The 16,918-nt window shown below is 70.7% G+C and carries 11 protein-coding genes; 8 read left to right on the forward strand and 3 right to left on the reverse strand.

Annotated elements, in window-relative coordinates; all coding sequences use genetic code 11:
- Positions 1-79 precede the first annotated feature (79 nt).
- On the forward strand, positions 80-1,582 hold the full coding sequence (gene hflX / locus BLV72_RS25780; protein ID WP_086710426.1) for a GTPase HflX: 1,503 nt from the start codon (positions 80-82) through the stop codon (positions 1,580-1,582).
- 111 nt (positions 1,583-1,693) lie between these two features.
- Here the strand turns inward: hflX and BLV72_RS25785 are convergent, their stop codons facing one another.
- Positions 1,694-2,866, reverse strand: a complete 1,173-nt coding sequence (locus tag BLV72_RS25785) for a trypsin-like serine peptidase (protein ID WP_093465155.1) — start codon at positions 2,864-2,866, stop codon at positions 1,694-1,696.
- A 281-nt stretch (positions 2,867-3,147) separates the two neighbouring features.
- On the opposite strand from BLV72_RS25785, the gene BLV72_RS25790 reads away from it, so the two are divergent.
- The 4 genes from BLV72_RS25790 to BLV72_RS25805 all read left to right on the forward strand — a co-directional run bounded on the left by BLV72_RS25790 (position 3,148) and on the right by BLV72_RS25805 (position 10,496).
- The gene (locus tag BLV72_RS25790) at positions 3,148-4,863 is read left to right on the forward strand and encodes a diaminobutyrate--2-oxoglutarate transaminase family protein (protein ID WP_093470542.1); all 1,716 of its coding nucleotides are present in this window, start codon (positions 3,148-3,150) and stop codon (positions 4,861-4,863) included.
- A gap of 704 nt (positions 4,864-5,567) precedes the next feature.
- Positions 5,568-7,481, forward strand: coding sequence for an IucA/IucC family protein (locus BLV72_RS25795; protein WP_093465156.1), 1,914 nt, complete (start codon positions 5,568-5,570; stop codon positions 7,479-7,481).
- A 77-nt stretch (positions 7,482-7,558) separates the two neighbouring features.
- On the forward strand, positions 7,559-8,257 hold the full coding sequence (locus BLV72_RS25800; protein WP_093465158.1) for a GNAT family N-acetyltransferase: 699 nt from the start codon (positions 7,559-7,561) through the stop codon (positions 8,255-8,257).
- 238 nt (positions 8,258-8,495) lie between these two features.
- Positions 8,496-10,496, forward strand: a complete 2,001-nt coding sequence (locus BLV72_RS25805) for an ATP-dependent DNA helicase (protein WP_093465159.1) — start codon at positions 8,496-8,498, stop codon at positions 10,494-10,496.
- Between the two features lie 168 nt (positions 10,497-10,664).
- Here BLV72_RS25805 and lexA read toward each other — a convergent pair whose 3' ends face one another.
- Positions 10,665-11,468: a transcriptional repressor LexA gene (lexA, locus tag BLV72_RS25810; protein WP_093465161.1), complete on the reverse strand. Its 804-nt coding sequence runs from the start codon at positions 11,466-11,468 to the stop codon at positions 10,665-10,667.
- A gap of 441 nt (positions 11,469-11,909) precedes the next feature.
- Here lexA and nrdR point away from each other — a divergent pair, with 441 nt between their 5' ends.
- The 3 genes from nrdR (at position 11,910) to BLV72_RS25825 (ending at position 16,173) form a co-directional block, all read left to right on the forward strand.
- Positions 11,910-12,431, forward strand: coding sequence for a transcriptional regulator NrdR (nrdR, locus tag BLV72_RS25815; protein ID WP_059141612.1), 522 nt, complete (start codon positions 11,910-11,912; stop codon positions 12,429-12,431).
- 114 nt (positions 12,432-12,545) lie between these two features.
- A complete protein-coding gene (locus BLV72_RS25820; RefSeq protein ID WP_093465162.1) occupies positions 12,546-15,407 on the forward strand; it encodes a vitamin B12-dependent ribonucleotide reductase in 2,862 nt (953 codons plus the stop codon).
- A gap of 157 nt (positions 15,408-15,564) precedes the next feature.
- The gene (locus BLV72_RS25825; RefSeq protein ID WP_078644192.1) at positions 15,565-16,173 is read left to right on the forward strand and encodes a YdbC family protein; all 609 of its coding nucleotides are present in this window, start codon (positions 15,565-15,567) and stop codon (positions 16,171-16,173) included.
- A gap of 50 nt (positions 16,174-16,223) precedes the next feature.
- Here BLV72_RS25825 and BLV72_RS25830 read toward each other — a convergent pair whose 3' ends face one another.
- Positions 16,224-16,850 (reverse strand): TetR/AcrR family transcriptional regulator, encoded by a 627-nt coding sequence (locus BLV72_RS25830; RefSeq protein ID WP_093465164.1) that lies wholly within the window; start codon positions 16,848-16,850, stop codon positions 16,224-16,226.
- Positions 16,851-16,918 lie beyond the last annotated feature (68 nt).

The following is a 16,918-nucleotide window of genomic DNA, read 5'->3' on the forward strand; positions in this document are numbered from 1 at the left end:
CGGCCGGACCCGGCGGGGAATCCCGCGGGCTCGCCACGCGTTGTCGACAGTGACGGTATTCCACGACGTAAGGATTCCTTTGACCCACTCCTCTTCCCTTCCGCAGGACCGGCAGCGACCCGCCGAGAGCCTTCGGGCCGACGCCCTGATGGAAGAGGACGTCGCCTGGAGTCACGAGATCGACGAGGAGCGTGACGGCGACCAGTACGACCGCTCCGACCGTGCCGCGCTGCGGCGTGTGGTGGGGCTGTCCACCGAGCTCGAGGACATCACCGAGGTCGAGTACCGGCAGCTGCGCCTGGAGCGCGTGGTGCTGGTCGGCGTATGGACCTCCGGCACGGCGCAGGACGCGGAGAACTCCCTCGCGGAGCTGGCCGCGCTCGCCGAGACCGCCGGTGCCCTGGTGCTCGACGGCGTGATCCAGCGGCGCAACAAGCCGGATCCCGCCACCTACATCGGCTCCGGCAAAGCCGAGGAACTGCGCGACATCGTGGTCGAGTCCGGTGCCGACACCGTGGTCTGCGACGGTGAGCTGAGCCCCGGCCAGCTGATCCACCTCGAGGACGTCGTCAAGGTCAAGGTGGTCGACCGGACCGCCCTGATCCTCGACATCTTCGCCCAGCACGCCAAGTCCCGAGAGGGCAAGGCGCAGGTCTCGCTCGCCCAGATGCAGTACATGCTGCCGCGGCTGCGAGGCTGGGGCCAGTCGCTGTCCCGGCAGATGGGTGGCGGTGGCTCCGGATCCTCGGGCGGCGGTATGGCCACCCGTGGCCCCGGTGAGACCAAGATCGAGACGGACCGGCGCCGCATCCGCGAGAAGATGGCGAAGATGCGCCGCGAGATCGCCGAGATGAAGACCGGCCGCGACATCAAGCGGCAGGAGCGCCGGCGCCACAAGGTCCCCTCGGTCGCCATCGCCGGTTACACCAACGCGGGCAAGTCCTCGCTCCTCAACCGGCTCACCGGTGCGGGCGTCCTGGTGGAGAACGCACTGTTCGCCACCCTCGACCCGACCGTGCGCCGGGCCGAGACCCCCAGCGGGCGGCTCTACACACTGGCGGACACCGTCGGGTTCGTCCGGCACCTTCCGCACCACCTGGTGGAGGCGTTCCGCTCCACGATGGAGGAGGTCGGCGACGCCGATCTGATCGTCCATGTGGTGGACGGCTCGCATCCGGCGCCGGAGGAGCAGCTGGCCGCCGTGCGCGAGGTGATCCGCGATGTGGGCGCGGTCGACGTGCCCGAGATCGTCGTGATCAACAAGGCGGATCTGGCCGATCCGCTGGTGGTGCAGCGGCTGCTGCGCATGGAGCGGCGCGCCATGGCGGTGTCGGCCCGCAGCGGGCTGGGCATCGACGAGCTGCTCGCGGTGATCGACGAGGAGCTGCCCCGGCCTCAGGTCGAGATCGAGGTCCTGCTGCCGTACACCGACGGCAAGCTGGTCGCGCGCACCCACGTCGAGGGTGAGGTGCTCTCCGAGGAGCACACCCCCGAGGGCACGCTGCTCAAGGCGCGGGTGCACGAGGAGCTCGCGGCGGAGCTGCGGCGCTTCGTACCGGCCGCGGCCGCCGGACAGCACTAGCCACGACCGGCACACCGCGAAGGCACGACAGGCATACGGCGAGGGCCCGCCCCCGGACTTCCGGGGGCGGGCCCTCGCCGTATGGTGCCTGACGGCTACCGGCTCAGCCGGTCACTGGCTCGCGAACTTCTTGCTGACCGCGTTGTAGACGCCCTTCGCCTCGGGGCCCAGGTGCGGGCCCGCCAGCCAGGTCGCGTTGGACGGGCCGATCGAGGTGTTGGACACCAGCGAGGGCTTGCCGTCCGCGCCCTCGGCGACCCAGCCGCCGCCGGAGGAACCCGCGGTCATGGTGCAGCCGATGCGGTACATCGTCGGCTGCTTGGCGTCCAGGGAGAGCCGGCCCGGCTTGTCCGCGCACTGGTTCATCTTCTGGCCGTCGAACGGCGGCGCGGCCGGGTAGCCGGTGGCCGTGATCTCGTCGATGGACTTCACCGCCGGGGCGTTGAAGTCGACCGGCAGCGCGCCGCCCACCATCTCCTCGAGCGACTTGCCGCCGCTGACCTCCGGCTTCACATGCATCACCGCGAAGTCGTACGGAGCGCCCTTGCCGCCCACGGCCGCGCCCCTGTCGATCCACTGCGAGGAGGTCTGCGCCCAGTCGGCCCACCAGACGCCCTTGGGAGCCAGCTCCTCCTTGGTGGCGTTCTCCAGCTCCGCCTGCGACTTGCCCGCGTCGTTGTAGGAGGGGACGAACATCAGGTTCTTGTACCAGCCGCCGCCCTTGCCCGCGTGGACGCAGTGGCCCGCCGTCCACACCAGGTTGGACTTGCCGGGGTGCGCCGGGTCCTCGACCACGGTCGCGGAGCAGACCATCGAACCCTCGGGGCCGTCGAAGAAGACCTTGCCCGCGTAGGGGACCTTGGAGCTGTACGGGCTGGTGACCTCCTTGGCCGGGACAGGCTGCGGATCGGGGTCGGTCACACCCTGGTCGTCCGCGATGTCGCTGTCGTCGACCGGCTTGTCGGGCTCCTGCGCGTCGCGCATCCGGTCCGGCTTCCACAGACCCTTGATGATCGGGTTGATGAAGTCACCGGCCTCGCGCAGCCAGTCGTCCCGGTCCCACTTGTTCCAGGCACCGTTCTTCCACTGGTCCAGATCGATGCCGAGGTTCTTCAACTTGTCGTTGAGGTTGTCGGGCAGCTTGATGTCGTCCACGCCCTGCTCCGACGACGCGGTCGGCCGGGCGTCGGTGTTGTCGTCCGAGGAATCGCACGCGGTGGCGGTGAGCGCCAGAACCGAGGCTATGGCGGCCACGGCCAGTGCGGGTCGGCGTGAGGATGGCATGGGCGGAACTCCCCCTGAGTACTGATCTGCTCTACGGCCTATGTGGAATTGTCATGCACCGCCCCGGCAATGGGGTGGTATCCCACTATGCCGGTGCCGCCTACGACGGCTGCGAGCGGGTCCTTGGTTCCCGGCCGCGAGGATCTTCGCCCCCGGCCGCAAGGATCTTCGCCAAGCCCGTGATCCGGAGCCTCACGCGTCGTTGGTACGTACGGGGGACAGCCGGAGGGTGTTCAGCAGCAGGAGGACCGAGACTCGTGGCCGTGACCCAGCTCCCGCCGATGGCCCTGTCCGCCGTCTGTGACGACGGCGGCGCCACCCAGGGGATTCTGCGGCGCCAGGCGCTGCGTGAGTCGGCCGCCCGCACCTATGCCCGGGCGCTGCCCATCGTCCCGGTGCGCGCCCGGGGAATGACGGTCGAAGGGGCCGACGGCCGCCGCTATCTCGACTGTCTCTCCGGGGCCGGGGCACTGGCCCTGGGGCACAACCACCCGGTGGTGCTGGAAGCGATCCGGGCCGTTCTGGACTCGGAAGCGCCGCTGCAGGTCCTGGACTTGGCCACACCGGTCAAGGACGCCTTCACGGACGAGCTGTTCGCCACCCTGCCGCCCGGACTCGCCGCCGGTGCGCGGGTGCAGTTCTGCGGACCGGCGGGCACGGACGCGGTCGAGGCCGCGCTCAAGCTGGTGCGGATCGCCACGGGGCGCGATGGCCTGCTCGCCTTCTCCGGGGCCTACCACGGCATGACGGCCGGGGCGCTGGCCGCTTCCGGTGGTGCCTCTGCGGCCGGTGTGACCCGGCTGCCCTTTCCGTATGACTACCGCTGCCCGTTCGGGGTCGGCGGGGAGCGCGGTGCCGAACTCTCCGCGCGCTGGGCCGAGAAGCTGCTCGACGACCCGAAGGGCGGGGCGCCCGACCCGGCCGGGATGATCCTCGAACCCGTACAGGGCGAGGGCGGGGTGATCCCGGCACCCGACGGCTGGCTGCGCCGGATGCGCGAGATCACCGCGGCCCGCTCCATCCCGCTCATCGCGGACGAGGTGCAGACCGGCGTCGGGCGCACCGGGGCCTTCTGGGCGGTCGACCACAGCGGGGTGGTGCCCGATGTGATGGTGCTGTCGAAGGCCATCGGCGGGGGCCTGCCGCTGGCCGTCGTGGTCTACCGGGAGGAGCTCGACGTCTGGCCCCCCGGAGCCCACGCGGGCACCTTCCGCGGCAACCAGCTGGCGATGGCCGCGGGCACGGCCACCCTCGCGTACGTCCGGGAGAACCACCTCGCCCAGCGAGCGGCGGTCGTCGGCCGAAGGATGCTGGAGCGGCTGCGCCGATTCGCCGCCGGACGCCCCCAGATCGGGGAGGTACGCGGCCGCGGCCTCGTGATCGGCCTGGAGCTGGTCGCCCCGGAGGCCGGACCCACCGCGCAGGCGTCAGGCATCGCCCAGGCCGGGGCCATGGCGGAAGCCGGGGCCATGGCGGAGGCCGGGCAGTCCGGGCCCGCAGCGCAGGTCGGGCCCGTCGCGGACGCCGACTGGGAGGGGACCCTGGGCGGCACAGCCCCATACGGAGCGTCCATGATCGAGGTGGCTCCGGGCGAAGTGACCCCGTGTGAGGGAGCCTGGCTGACGGGCGCCGAGGGCGGGGGCGCGCGCGGAGTCCTGAGCGGGGAGGCGCGCCAAGTCCTGGGCGGGGGAGTGTCGTACGCCGGTGTCACGCGTACGGCGGCCCCGCCCGCCGATCCCGCGCTCGCGGCGGCGGTCCAGCAGGAGTGCCTGCGGCGCGGGCTCATCGTCGAACTCGGCGGACGCCACGACGCGGTGATCCGCCTCCTGCCTCCACTCACCATCACCGACGAGCAGACAGAGGCCGTTCTGGACCGGCTCGCCGACGCCCTGGACGCGGCGATCCGCACCTCCGGAACCCGCTCCCGCTCCCGCTCCGGTGAACTCCCGCCCGCCGCTGGCCCATTCGCCCCACCGTTCGCCGGAAACCGCCACTGACGTGCCCCGCACCGTACGACCGCACCGCCATCGCACCACCGAAGGAGGCAGGCGCCGGGCCCAGGACGTGAACGCCGTGATGCCCGCGCCGCACCCACCATGCCGCACACTCCCGGGGAGCCCCCGTGTCTCCCCGACCGCAGCCCGTGCCCGGCGCCCTGACCGACTCCGGCGACTCCGCCCACCCTGGCCCCCCGCCGCCGCTCCCGCACCCGCCCCACACGGTGCCTCCTCCGGCCGGGACGACCAGACCGCCCACCCCGCCCGCCCCACCTGCGGCGGTCTCGACGGTCAGGGCACCGTTCACCGCCATGACGGCCGCCGGAGACCAGGCGGAGCCCCCAGCACCGTCACCACCCTCAGCACCGTCGCCACCCCCCGCTGCGGTGCCGCTACCCCTGGCGACAGTGCCAGCACCCTCGGCGGCAGTGCCACCCTCGGCGGCAGTGCCACCCTCGGCGGCAGTGCCACTCTCGGCGGTGGTCCCACCCCCTGCTGCGCTGCCATCACCCGGGGCGGCAGGGCCACTTCCCCCGGCCGCGGTGCCACCATCCCAGGCGGCGGAGCCATTGCCCCCCGCGGAAGAGCCATTGCCCCTGGCGATGTCGCCCGCCACGACTCCGCTCGTCGGCGCAGCGGAAGCGAGCGCAGGAGCGAGAGCACCCCAGCCCTCCGTCCCGGAGCCATCGGCGGAGGAGTCGCCCGTGCCGCAACTGCCCGCCCAGGGGCCGCCCCTCCCCTCGCCGGTGGTTCCCCGGCAGGACCGTGACTGCCATGACGCGCCCGCCGACCGTGCCCGTGTGGTCGGCGTGGATCCGCTCGACGACCCCGACCCGCAGATCGCTGCCGACGGCGCGGGCGTCGAGAACCTGCTGCGCTGCTGGGTCCGCGAGAGCGGCCTCGCGCGCCCCGACGGGGACACCCTGCGCATCCCCCTCGCCGCCAGCGGAACTGTCCTCCTCGTCCCCGTGCGCTACTGGTCGCCCACCGGCTGGCACCGCTTCGGCCCGCCGCTGCTGGAGCACGGCCCCCATGACGCGCCCGCCGTCGGGGCGGTCACCCTCGCGGCCCTGCTCACCCGCGAGGCGGCGTACAGCGCGCGACGGGACGACCCCGACGCGGACGCCACCGAACTCGTCGGCCGTGTCGCGGACTCCGTACGACGCACCGCCCTCTTCCTCGCCCACCGCCGGTCGGCGCCCGCAGATCCCGGCACGAGCACCCCGTTTCTCAACGCGGAACAATCCCTCCTCTTCGGTCACCCCCTGCATCCCACGCCGAAGAGCCGCGAGGGCCTCTCCGACAGCGAATCCACCGTCTGCTCACCGGAATCGCGTGGCTCCTTCCCCCTTCATTGGATCGCGGTCGCCCGGTCCGTGCTGGCCTGCGAGTCGTCCTGGACGGAGCGCGGCCGGACCGTGCCCGCCGAGCGGCTCGCCCTCTCCCTGGCGGGCAGCGGCCTCCAACTGCCCGACGGAACCGTACCCTTGCCGCTGCATCCCTGGCAGGCCCGCGAGATCCGGCACCGCCCGGACGCCGCCGCGCTCTTCGACTCCGGCCTGTTGCACGACCTCGGGCCGTCCGGCGGACACTGGCACCCCACCTCCTCGGTCCGCACCGTCTACCGGCCCGGCGCTCCTGCCATGCTGAAACTGTCCCTCGCTCTGCGGATCACCAACTCCCGTCGTGAGAACCTCCGTAAGGAACTCCGCCGCGGTGTCGAGGTGCACCGGCTGCTCCGCAGCGGACTGGCCGAGCAGTGGCGGGCGGCCTTCCCCGGATTCCCCGGCTTCGACATCGTCCGGGACCCGGCCTGGCTCGCCGTCGACGGATCCGATGGCGAACCCGTGACCGGCCTCGACGTCGTCATCCGGCACAACCCGTTCGGCCCCGGCGACGACGCCGTCTGCGTCGCCGGACTCCTGGCGCTGCGCCCCTGGCGCGGACAGCCGGTGATGCGCTCCCGGCTCGCCCACCTCGTCGCCCGGCTCGCCGCTCGCACCGGCCGTTCCACCGCGGCCGTCGGCGCGGAGTGGTTCCTGCGCTATTTGCACACGGTCGTACGCCCCGTGCTCTGGCTGGACGGAGAAGCCGGTATCGCGCTCGAGGCGCACCAGCAGAACACCCTGGTGCTGCTGGACCCCGACGGCTGGCCGATCGGCGGCCGCTACCGGGACAACCAGGGCTACTACTTCCGCGCGTCCCGGCATGCCGAACTCCAGCGCCGGCTGCCCGGTATCGGCGGCCGCAGCGACACCTTCGTGCCCGATGAGGTCACCGACGAGCGGTTCGCCTACTACCTGGGTGTCAACAACGTCCTCGGAATGATCGGCGCCTTCGGGTCCCAGCGACTCGTCGACGAGCGCGTCCTGCTGGCCGCGTTCCGCCGCTTTCTCACCGAGGCCGCGTCCGGCCCCGGCAGAACCCGCTCACCGCTTCCCGCCCAGCTCCTGGAGACGCCCACCCTGCGCTGCAAGGCCAATCTGCTCACGCGGCTGCGCGGCCTGGACGAACTCGTGGGACCGGTGGACACCCAGTCCGTCTATGTGACCATCGCCAACCCCCTCGTCACTTCTGTCTCTCCTTCCGGCATCCCAGCTGTCACCCCCATGGCTTGACTCCGCGACCCGCGATCACGCCCCTCACCCTCACGTCCCTCACGACGTGCCGAGACCCCCGAGAGGAGAGCGTCGCCGTGCCGCACACCGACTCCAGTACGAGCTCCAGCACCGACGACACCATCGACATGCGGCTGCGCCAGGAAGAGGACATCGCACGACTCATCGACCTGGGCTCCACCGGACGGGAGGCCGACAGCCGGGCGGATCTTCTCGACCACATCGTCGAATGGCGGCCCACCAGCACCCCGTTGGGCACCTTCCAGCTCGTCCCGGTCCGCATCGGGCGTGATCTGCGGCTCATCGCCCAGTGGATGAACGACCCCTCCGTCGCCGCCTTCTGGGAGCTCGACGGCCCCGATGAGATCACCGCGAGCCACCTCGGGGACCAGCTCGACGGCGACGGTCGCAGCGTGCCCTGTCTGGGCGTCCTGGACGGCGCCCCGATGAGCTATTGGGAGGTGTACCGCGCCGATCTGGACCCGCTCGCGCGGTACTACCCGGCCCGGCCGCACGACACGGGTATCCATCTCCTCATCGGCCGGGTCGGCGATCGTGGCCGTGGCCTGGGGACGACCCTGCTCCGCGCGGCCGCCGATCTCGTCCTCGAGCATCGTCCGTCCTGCACCCGCGTCGTGGCCGAACCGGACCTCCGCAACACCCCCTCCGTCGCCGCCTTCCTCGGCGCCGGATTCCGCTTCTCCGCGGAAGTCGAACTCCCCGGCAAACGCGCCGCGCTGATGCTGCGCGACCGTGCCCTGCGACACGTCCTGTGAACCTCCGCAACCATCCGTGCCCCCCGGTGATGTGCCTGCTTCGATGCGAGCTTTCACTGTTGATACACCGCTCGCCCGGTCCCGGTTCCCATGCAGCGAGGACGGCCGTCCCACGAAGGCGGGTGCCCTCCGTGCCAGGAATCGGCGATTCGCCCCAGCTCCGCGCTTGCCGAAACCGTCCGTCACCGACCACACCGACGGGAGTGATGTCGGTGCCGCCCCGTAGGCTGGCAGCCCTATGACTGAATCGTCCTCGCCTCCACTCGCCGATCTGCTGCACGCCGCCGTCACCACCGTCGGCGGCACCGAGCGCCCTGGTCAGACCGCCATGGCCCAAGCCGTGGCGGAGGCGATCGACGACAGCTCCCACCTGCTGGTTCAGGCCGGCACCGGCACCGGGAAGTCCCTGGGCTATCTGGTGCCCGCCCTCGCGCACGGCGAGCGTGTCGTCGTCGCCACGGCGACCCTCGCCCTGCAGCGGCAGCTCGTCGAGCGAGACCTGCCCCGCACCGTGGAGGCCCTGCATCCGCTGTTGCGCCGCCGCCCCGAGTTCGCCATGCTCAAGGGCCGCTCCAACTATCTGTGCCTGCACCGGCTCCACGAGGGCGTCCCGCAGGAGGACGCCGATGAAGCCGGCCTCTTCGATCCGTTCGAGGCCGCCACGCCCACCAGCAAGCTCGGCAAGGACCTGCTGCGGTTGCGCGACTGGTCGGACGAGACCGAGACGGGCGATCGGGACGATCTGAGCCCTGGTGTCTCGGACCGCGCCTGGTCCCAGGTGTCGGTCACCTCCCGGGAGTGCCTTGGCGCGTCCAAATGCGCCTACGGCGCGGAGTGCTTCGCCGAGGCCGCCCGTGAGCGGGCCAAGCTCGCCGATGTCGTCGTCACCAATCACGCGCTGCTCGCCATCGACGCCATCGAGGGCGCCCCGGTGCTGCCCAGCCATGAGGTGCTGATCGTCGACGAGGCCCATGAGCTGGTCTCCCGGGTCACCGGCGTCGCCAGCGGGGAGCTCACCCCCGGACAGGTCAACCGGGCCGTGCGGCGTGCCGCGAAGCTGGTCAACGAGCAGGCGGCGGACGCCCTCCAGACCGCCTCGGAGGGCTTCGAGCGGCTGATGGAGCTCGCCCTGCCCGGCCGCCTCGAGAAGGTCCCCGAGGACCTCGGCTATGTGCTGATGGCGCTGCGCGACGCCTCCCGCACGGTGATCTCGGCGCTGGGCGCCACGCGGGACGCCTCGGTCAAGGACGAGGACGCGATCCGTAAGCAGGCGCTGGGCTCCGTGGAGAACATCCACCAGGTGGCCGAGCGGATCGTCGAGGGCTCCGAGTACGACGTGGTCTGGTACGAGCGTCACGACCGCTTCGGCGCCTCGTTGCGGGTCGCCCCGCTCTCCGTGTCGGGATTGCTGCGGGAGAAGCTCTTCGACGACCGGTCCGTCGTCCTCACCTCCGCCACGCTCAAGCTGGGTGGGGATTTCAACGGGGTGGCGGCCTCACTCGGTCTCGCCCCCGAGAGCCCGCAGGATCCGGAGGGCGGCGAGGAGACCGCGCCGCGCTGGCAGGGCCTCGACGTCGGCTCGCCCTTCGACTACTCGAAGCAGGGGATCCTCTACGTCGCCAAGCATCTCGCCCAGCCCGGCCGCGAGGGCAGCCGCGCCGACATGCTCGATGAGCTCGCCGAGCTGGTCGAGGCCGCGGGCGGTCGCACGCTCGGGTTGTTCTCTTCCATGCGCGCCGCCCAGGCTGCCGCGGAGGACCTGCGCGGGCGTCTCGATGCGCCCATCCTCCTCCAGGGCGAGGAGACGCTGGGCGAGCTGATCCGTGCCTTCGCCGCCGATGCCCGGACCTGCCTGTTCGGCACGCTGTCCCTCTGGCAGGGCGTCGATGTGCCGGGGCCCAGCTGTCAGTTGGTGGTGATGGACCGGGTGCCCTTCCCCCGCCCCGACGACCCGCTGATGAGTGCCCGCCAGAAGGCGGTGGAGGAGGCCGGGGGCAATGGCTTCATGGCCGTCGCCGCGACCCATGCCGCGCTGCTGATGGCCCAGGGCGCGGGCCGGCTCGTGCGCGCTTCGGACGACCGGGGGATCGTCGCCGTCCTGGATCCGCGGGTCGAGCGGGCCCGCTACGGCTCGTTCCTCCGCAAGTCCATGCCGGATTTCTGGTACACGACCGACCGCAACCAGGTGCGCCGCTCGCTGGCCGCCATCGACGCGGCGGCCAAGGCCCAGGGGTCCTAGCGGGCCAAGGACCAGGCGGCCTGGCGGGGCGTCGCGCCCCGAGGCCGCCATGGTCGCCCCCTACGACGGCCCCTATGGTCGGCACATACAGCAGGGCCCCGGAACCGGCGCAGTGGTCCCGGGGCCCGGTCGTGGGGCACGCTCAGGGCGCACCTCGGTCCGGTGCGCTCAGACGCGCCGCAGCACCGCGACCACCTTGCCCAGAATGGTGGCCTCGTCGCCGGGGATCGGCTGGTAGGCGGCGTTGTGCGGGAGGAGCCACACATGGCCGTCCTCGCGCTTGAAGCGCTTCACCGTGGCCTCGCCGTCGAGCATCGCGGCGACGATGTCACCGTTCTCGGCGACGGGCTGACGGCGCACCGTCACCCAGTCCCCGTCGCAGATGGCGGCCTCGATCATGGAGTCGCCGACCACCTTCAGCACGAAGAGCTCACCGTCGCCGACCAGCTGCCGGGGGAGCGGGAAAACATCCTCGACCGACTCCTCGGCGAGGATCGGCCCACCGGCCGCGATCCGGCCGACCAGCGGCACATAGGAGGCGGCGGGCTTGCCGGCGGTGTCCGTGGGCTGGGCGCTGGGCTGGTCGGAGCCGCGGACCTCGTAGGCCCGGGGCCGATGGGGGTCGCGCCGCAGAAAGCCCTTCCGCTCCAGCGCCATCAGCTGATGGGCGACGGACGAGGTGCTGGAGAGGCCCACCGCCTGGCCGATCTCCCGCATGGACGGCGGGTAACCGCGCCGCTGCACAGAGTCGCGAATGACCTCGATGACGCGCCGCTGCCGGTCGGTCAGCCCTGAGCTGTCCGCCCGGATGCCTGGAGGTCGCCCTGGTAGCGAGCGCGTGGGCTTCTGTCCTTCCGGATTCGTGGCGTCGTCGTTCATCGGGTGGGTCTGGTTCATCGCGTGTGTCTGTTCGAGTCGGCTCTGGGAGCGCTCCTGGGCGGTAACGGTGGCGCTCTCTGCGGTGGTGGTCACGACGGCCCCTCTCGAGATGTTCTCCCTAGTTGGACAACGGTAGTTGCTTTCGAAAGGTTGCGCCAAACACACGTTCGAGTGAAATTTCGCAGATGGGCTGACGTGATCACAGGGTTAGGTGTATGGACCGTTTGATCCGGCCGCCGTGGGGGCGGCCCCAGTCTTGCATCCCGACCCCCGTGAATCCGGGACGCGTGGGGCTCGCGTAGTCTCGTGCCTGCTCCCCAGCCGTGACACGCCATCCGGCTCGGTTGAGTGCCAGCCACCAGATCTAGTGGTTAGATGGATGCAAGCCACCCACAAGTTGTGGTCCTGGTGGATTCGCTGCCAAGGTTATCGCCTATGCTTGTGGCCGTTCCGGCGGGCCTCCCGGCCCGGTCGGGGCTAGTCAGGCATGTCCAGGCATGCGCCGTTCTTGAGGGTGAGGGAGGGTTCGGAGTCATGCACTGCCCCTTCTGCAGGCACCCCGACAGCCGTGTCGTCGACAGCCGCACCACCGACGACGGCTGCTCGATCCGCAGGCGCCGCCAGTGCCCCGACTGCTCGCGTCGCTTCACGACCGTGGAGACCGCGTCACTGATGGTGATCAAGCGCAGCGGGGTCACCGAGCCCTTCAGTCGCGACAAGGTCATCTCCGGGGTGCGCAAGGCGTGCCAGGGTCGTCCGGTCACCGAGGACGCCCTCGCCAAGCTCGGTCAGCAGGTGGAGGAGGCGGTCCGGGCCACCGGCAGCGCCGAGCTGTCCACCCATGACGTCGGACTCGCCATACTCGGCCCGCTCCAGAAACTCGACCTCGTCGCCTACCTCCGCTTCGCCTCCGTCTACCGCGCCTTCGACTCCCTCGAGGACTTCGAGGCGGCCGTGGCGGAGCTGCGTGACCAGCAACGGCCTCCCGCGCACGACCGCGGGTCCGGCGCCGAAGGGGCCGCGGAGGCCCCCGCGCCGGCCGTCGCCGCCGACTGACCGGCGACCCACACACCTACCCGGGGCGCTTGCCGCATCCGGGTGAAAGACAGATACGTGCCTGGGGAAGAAATAGGCACATCAGGGCGTTTTCGCCCGTACCAGGGAGGCGGAATGACAGAGACGACGAGCGGCCCGGCACGAGGCTCCCGCTCCAAGGGAAGCAAGGCGAACAAGGGTCTGCGCATCGAGCGCATCCACACCACCCCCGGCGTGCATCCGTACGACGAGGTGGTCTGGGAGCGTCGTGACGTCGTCATGACCAACTGGCGCGACGGTTCGGTCAACTTCGAGCAGCGCGGCGTGGAGTTCCCCGACTTCTGGTCGGTGAACGCGGTCAACATCGTCACGAGCAAGTACTTCCGTGGCGCGGTGGGTTCCCCGGAGCGGGAGGCGAGCCTCAAGCAGCTCATCGACCGCGTGGTGCGCACCTACCGCAAGTCCGGTGAGGACAACGGCTACTTCGCCTCGCCCGCGGACGCCGAGATCTTCGACCACGAGCTCACCTACGCGCTGCTGCACCAGGTCTTCAGCTTCAACTCGCCTGTCTGGTTCAACGTCGGAACCAGGCAGCCGCAGCAGGTCAGCGCCTGCTTCATCCTCTCCGTGGACGACTCGATGGAGTCGATCCTGGACTGGTACAAGGAAGAGGGAATGATCTTCAAGGGCGGCTCCGGCGCCGGCCTGAACCTCTCCCGCATCCGCTCCTCCAAGGAGCTCCTCTCCTCGGGCGGCAACGCCTCCGGCCCCGTCTCCTTCATGCGCGGCGCCGACGCCTCCGCCGGAACGATCAAGTCGGGCGGCGCCACCCGCCGGGCCGCCAAGATGGTCGTGCTCGACGTCGATCACCCGGATGTCGAGGCGTTCATCGAGACCAAGGTCAAGGAGGAGGAGAAGATCCGCGCCCTGCGCGACGCGGGCTTCGACATGGACCTGGGCGGCGACGACATCACGTCCGTCCAGTACCAGAACGCCAACAACTCCGTCCGCGTGAACGACACGTTCATGAAGGCGGTCGAGTCCGGCTCCTCGTTCGGGCTGCGCAGCCGGCTGACCGGTGAGCCCATCGAAGAGGTCGACGCCAAGTCCCTCTTCCGTAAGATGGCCGAGGCGGCCTGGGCCTGCGCCGACCCGGGCATCCAGTACGACGACACCATCAACCACTGGCACACCTCGCCGGAATCGGGCCGGATCACCGCCTCCAACCCGTGCAGCGAGTACATGCACCTGGACAACTCCTCGTGCAACCTGGCCTCGCTCAACCTGATGAAGTTCCTCCAGGACGACGACGCGGGCAACCAGCGCTTCGACGCCGAGCGCTTCGCCAAGGTCGTCGAGCTGGTCATCACCGCGATGGACATCTCCATCTGCTTCGCGGACTTCCCGACCGAGAAGATCGGCGAGACCACCCGCGCCTTCCGCCAGCTGGGCATCGGCTACGCCAACCTCGGCGCCCTGCTGATGGCCACCGGCCACGCCTACGACAGCGACGGCGGCCGGGCCCTGGCCGGAGCCATCACGTCCCTGATGACCGGCACCTCGTACAAGCGCTCCGCGGAGCTCGCCGCCGTGGTCGGCCCGTACGACGGTTACGCCCGTAACGCGGACGCCCACAAGCGCGTCATGAAGCAGCACTCGGACGCCAATGCCGTCGCCAAGCGCATGGACGACTTGGACACCCCGGTCTGGGCCGCGGCCACCGAGGCATGGCAGGACGTGCTGCGCCTCGGCGAGAAGAGCGGATTCCGCAACGCCCAGGCGTCGGTGCTCGCGCCGACCGGCACCATCGGCCTGATGATGGACTGCGACACCACGGGCGTCGAACCGGACCTGGCCCTGGTCAAGTTCAAGAAGCTGGTCGGCGGCGGCTCCATGCAGATCGTGAACAACACGGTCCCCAAGGCGCTCAAGCGGCTCGGCTACCAGGAGGAGCAGGTCGAGGCGATCGTCGCCCACATCGCCGACCACGGCAATGTGATCGACGCGCCGGGGCTCAAGCCCGAGCACTACGAGGTCTTCGACTGCGCGATGGGCGAGCGCTCCATCTCCCCGATGGGCCATGTGCGGATGATGGCGGCCGCCCAGCCGTTCCTGTCCGGCGCGATCTCCAAGACGGTCAACATGCCGGAGTCGGCCACCGTCGAGGAGATCGAGGAGATCTACTTCGAGGGCTGGAAGCTCGGCATCAAGGCGCTGGCGATCTACCGCGACAACTGCAAGGTCGGCCAGCCGCTCTCCGCCAAGAAGAAGGAGGAGAAGGCCCAGGCCGAGCCCGAGGTCGAGAAGGTCGTCGAGTACCGCCCGGTCCGCAAGCGGCTCCCCAAGGGCCGTCCCGGCATCACCACCTCCTTCACGGTGGGCGGCGCCGAGGGCTACATGACCGCCAATTCGTACCCGGACGACGGTCTCGGTGAGGTCTTCCTGAAGATGTCCAAGCAGGGCTCGACCCTGGCGGGCATGATGGACGCCTTCTCGATCGCCGTGTCGGTCGGTCTGCAGTACGGCGTGCCGCTGGAGACCTACGTCTCGAAGTTCACCAACATGCGCTTCGAGCCGGCCGGTATGACGGACGACCCGGACCTGCGGATGGCGCAGTCGATCGTCGACTACATCTTCCGCCGGCTGGCGCTGGACTTCCTGCCCTTCGAGACCCGCTCGGCGCTCGGCATCCACTCCGCCGAGGAGCGCCAGCGGCACCTGGAGACGGGGTCCTACGAGCCCAGCGACGACGAGATGGACGTCGAGGGCCTGGCCCAGTCGGCGCCTCGCCATGTGGACGCCCCGAAGAGCAGCACGTCCCAGCCGCGGACCACGTCCGAGTCGGCGAGGGAGGCCCACAGCTCGACCGAACTGGTCGAGATCCAGCTGGGGATGAACGCGGACGCGCCGCTCTGCTTCTCCTGCGGCACCAAGATGCGCCGCGCGGGCAGCTGCTACCTGTGCGAGGGCTGCGGTTCGACGAGCGGCTGCAGCTGATCGCAGATCCTTACGGATGACATCCGCGGCGGGGCGCGGGCCTTCGGGTCCGCGCCCCGCCGTCGTCGTCCCCGGGGCGTCGTACGGCGCGATGCCGAACCGGGGGCGGACTCTCCGGTATGTGATGGGGGCCACCGCACGGCCGTAGGATGGCGCGGTGCTGGTCAAGTGGATTCGCTGCACCGTGGTGGACCGCCCGGGTTTCGAGCGGGGGCAGCGGAAGTGGGCGGGGTTGCCCGGCGAACCGGGATTCCGGGGGCAGGGCGGTGGCTGGAGCCGGGGGCGTCCGGATGTGGCGCATGTCTTCGCGTTCTGGGAGAGCCGGGCGTTCTACGACTCCTTCATGGCGCGTTCGCACGACCGGCTGGCGGCCGCGCAGTCGGGCACGTACCGGGATATGCAAGTCCGGCTGTTCGAGCACCGATTCGATGTGAAGGTCGGCTTCGAGCCGCGGTTCTCCGACGCGGACGTGGTGCGCGTCGCGCACTGCCGGGTGCGCCCCGACCGGGTGGATCACTTCACGCTGGTGCAGGAGAAGGTGTGGAATCCGGCCATGGCCGGGTCGCCCGGGATGCTGCGCGGGGTGTTCGGCGAGGCGCCGGGGAACGAGTTCCTGGTGCTGTCGATGTGGGATTCGGCGGCCGAGCACGGGAAGTACCGGGTGGAGCGGGTCGAGCGGCTCGGCCTGCGCGCGCAGACGGAAGCGGATGTGGCGGCGATCGCCGGCGATGTCGTACGGGTCGAGTCCGCCTGGACGGTGGTGTGATCAGCTCTCGGCCGCTCGGGGGCGGGTCCGGCGCTCAGGAGGCGGACCTATCACCGATGGGCAGGGGAATACGCCCCGGCCCGGACCGCGGCGGCGACGGCGGCCGCCGTCTGGTCGGCGAGCGGCGTGTCGATGGGCTCACGGGTGATGAGCGCCCGGAAGAACAAGGGCGCGGAGACGGCGCGTACGACCGCGGCGGCGTCGGTGCCGGCCGGGGCCTCACCGCGGCCGACGGCCCGCCGCACGACGGATTCGCAGCGGGCGAAGCGCTCGGTGTAGAAGTCGCGCAGCGCCTCGGCCGCGCGCTCGGACTGGAACGCGGCCGCGACGAAGGCGGTCGGGGCGGCGGCGGCCGGCGCGCTGCCGAAGGTCTCGGTCACCTCGCGGGCGAGGGCGCGCAGATCGCCCTCCAGACTTCCGGTGTCGGGTGGGGTCCAGGCGTCCTTGCCCGCGAGGTCGAGCGCGTCCGCCACGAGCCCCTCGACGCTGCCCCAGCGCCGGTAGACGGTCGTCTTGTGGATACCGGAGTGCTCGGCCACGTATTCCACGGTCAGACCGGGATAACCGTGCTCGGCGAGGCCGGTGAGCACGGCGTCCCGCACCGCCGAGCGGGTGCGCGCGGTGCGCCCGCCGGGGCGGACAGTTCCCGGTGTGGGGGCGGCGCTCTCTGCGGACAAGTGCAACTCCAGTTGTGTTAGCGGGTTTCCTGTGTCATGGTGAGGGTAACGCAACTGTAGTTGTATTT

The organism is Streptomyces melanosporofaciens (assembly GCF_900105695.1).
GTDB classification, from domain to species: Bacteria; Actinomycetota; Actinomycetes; order Streptomycetales; family Streptomycetaceae; genus Streptomyces; species Streptomyces antimycoticus.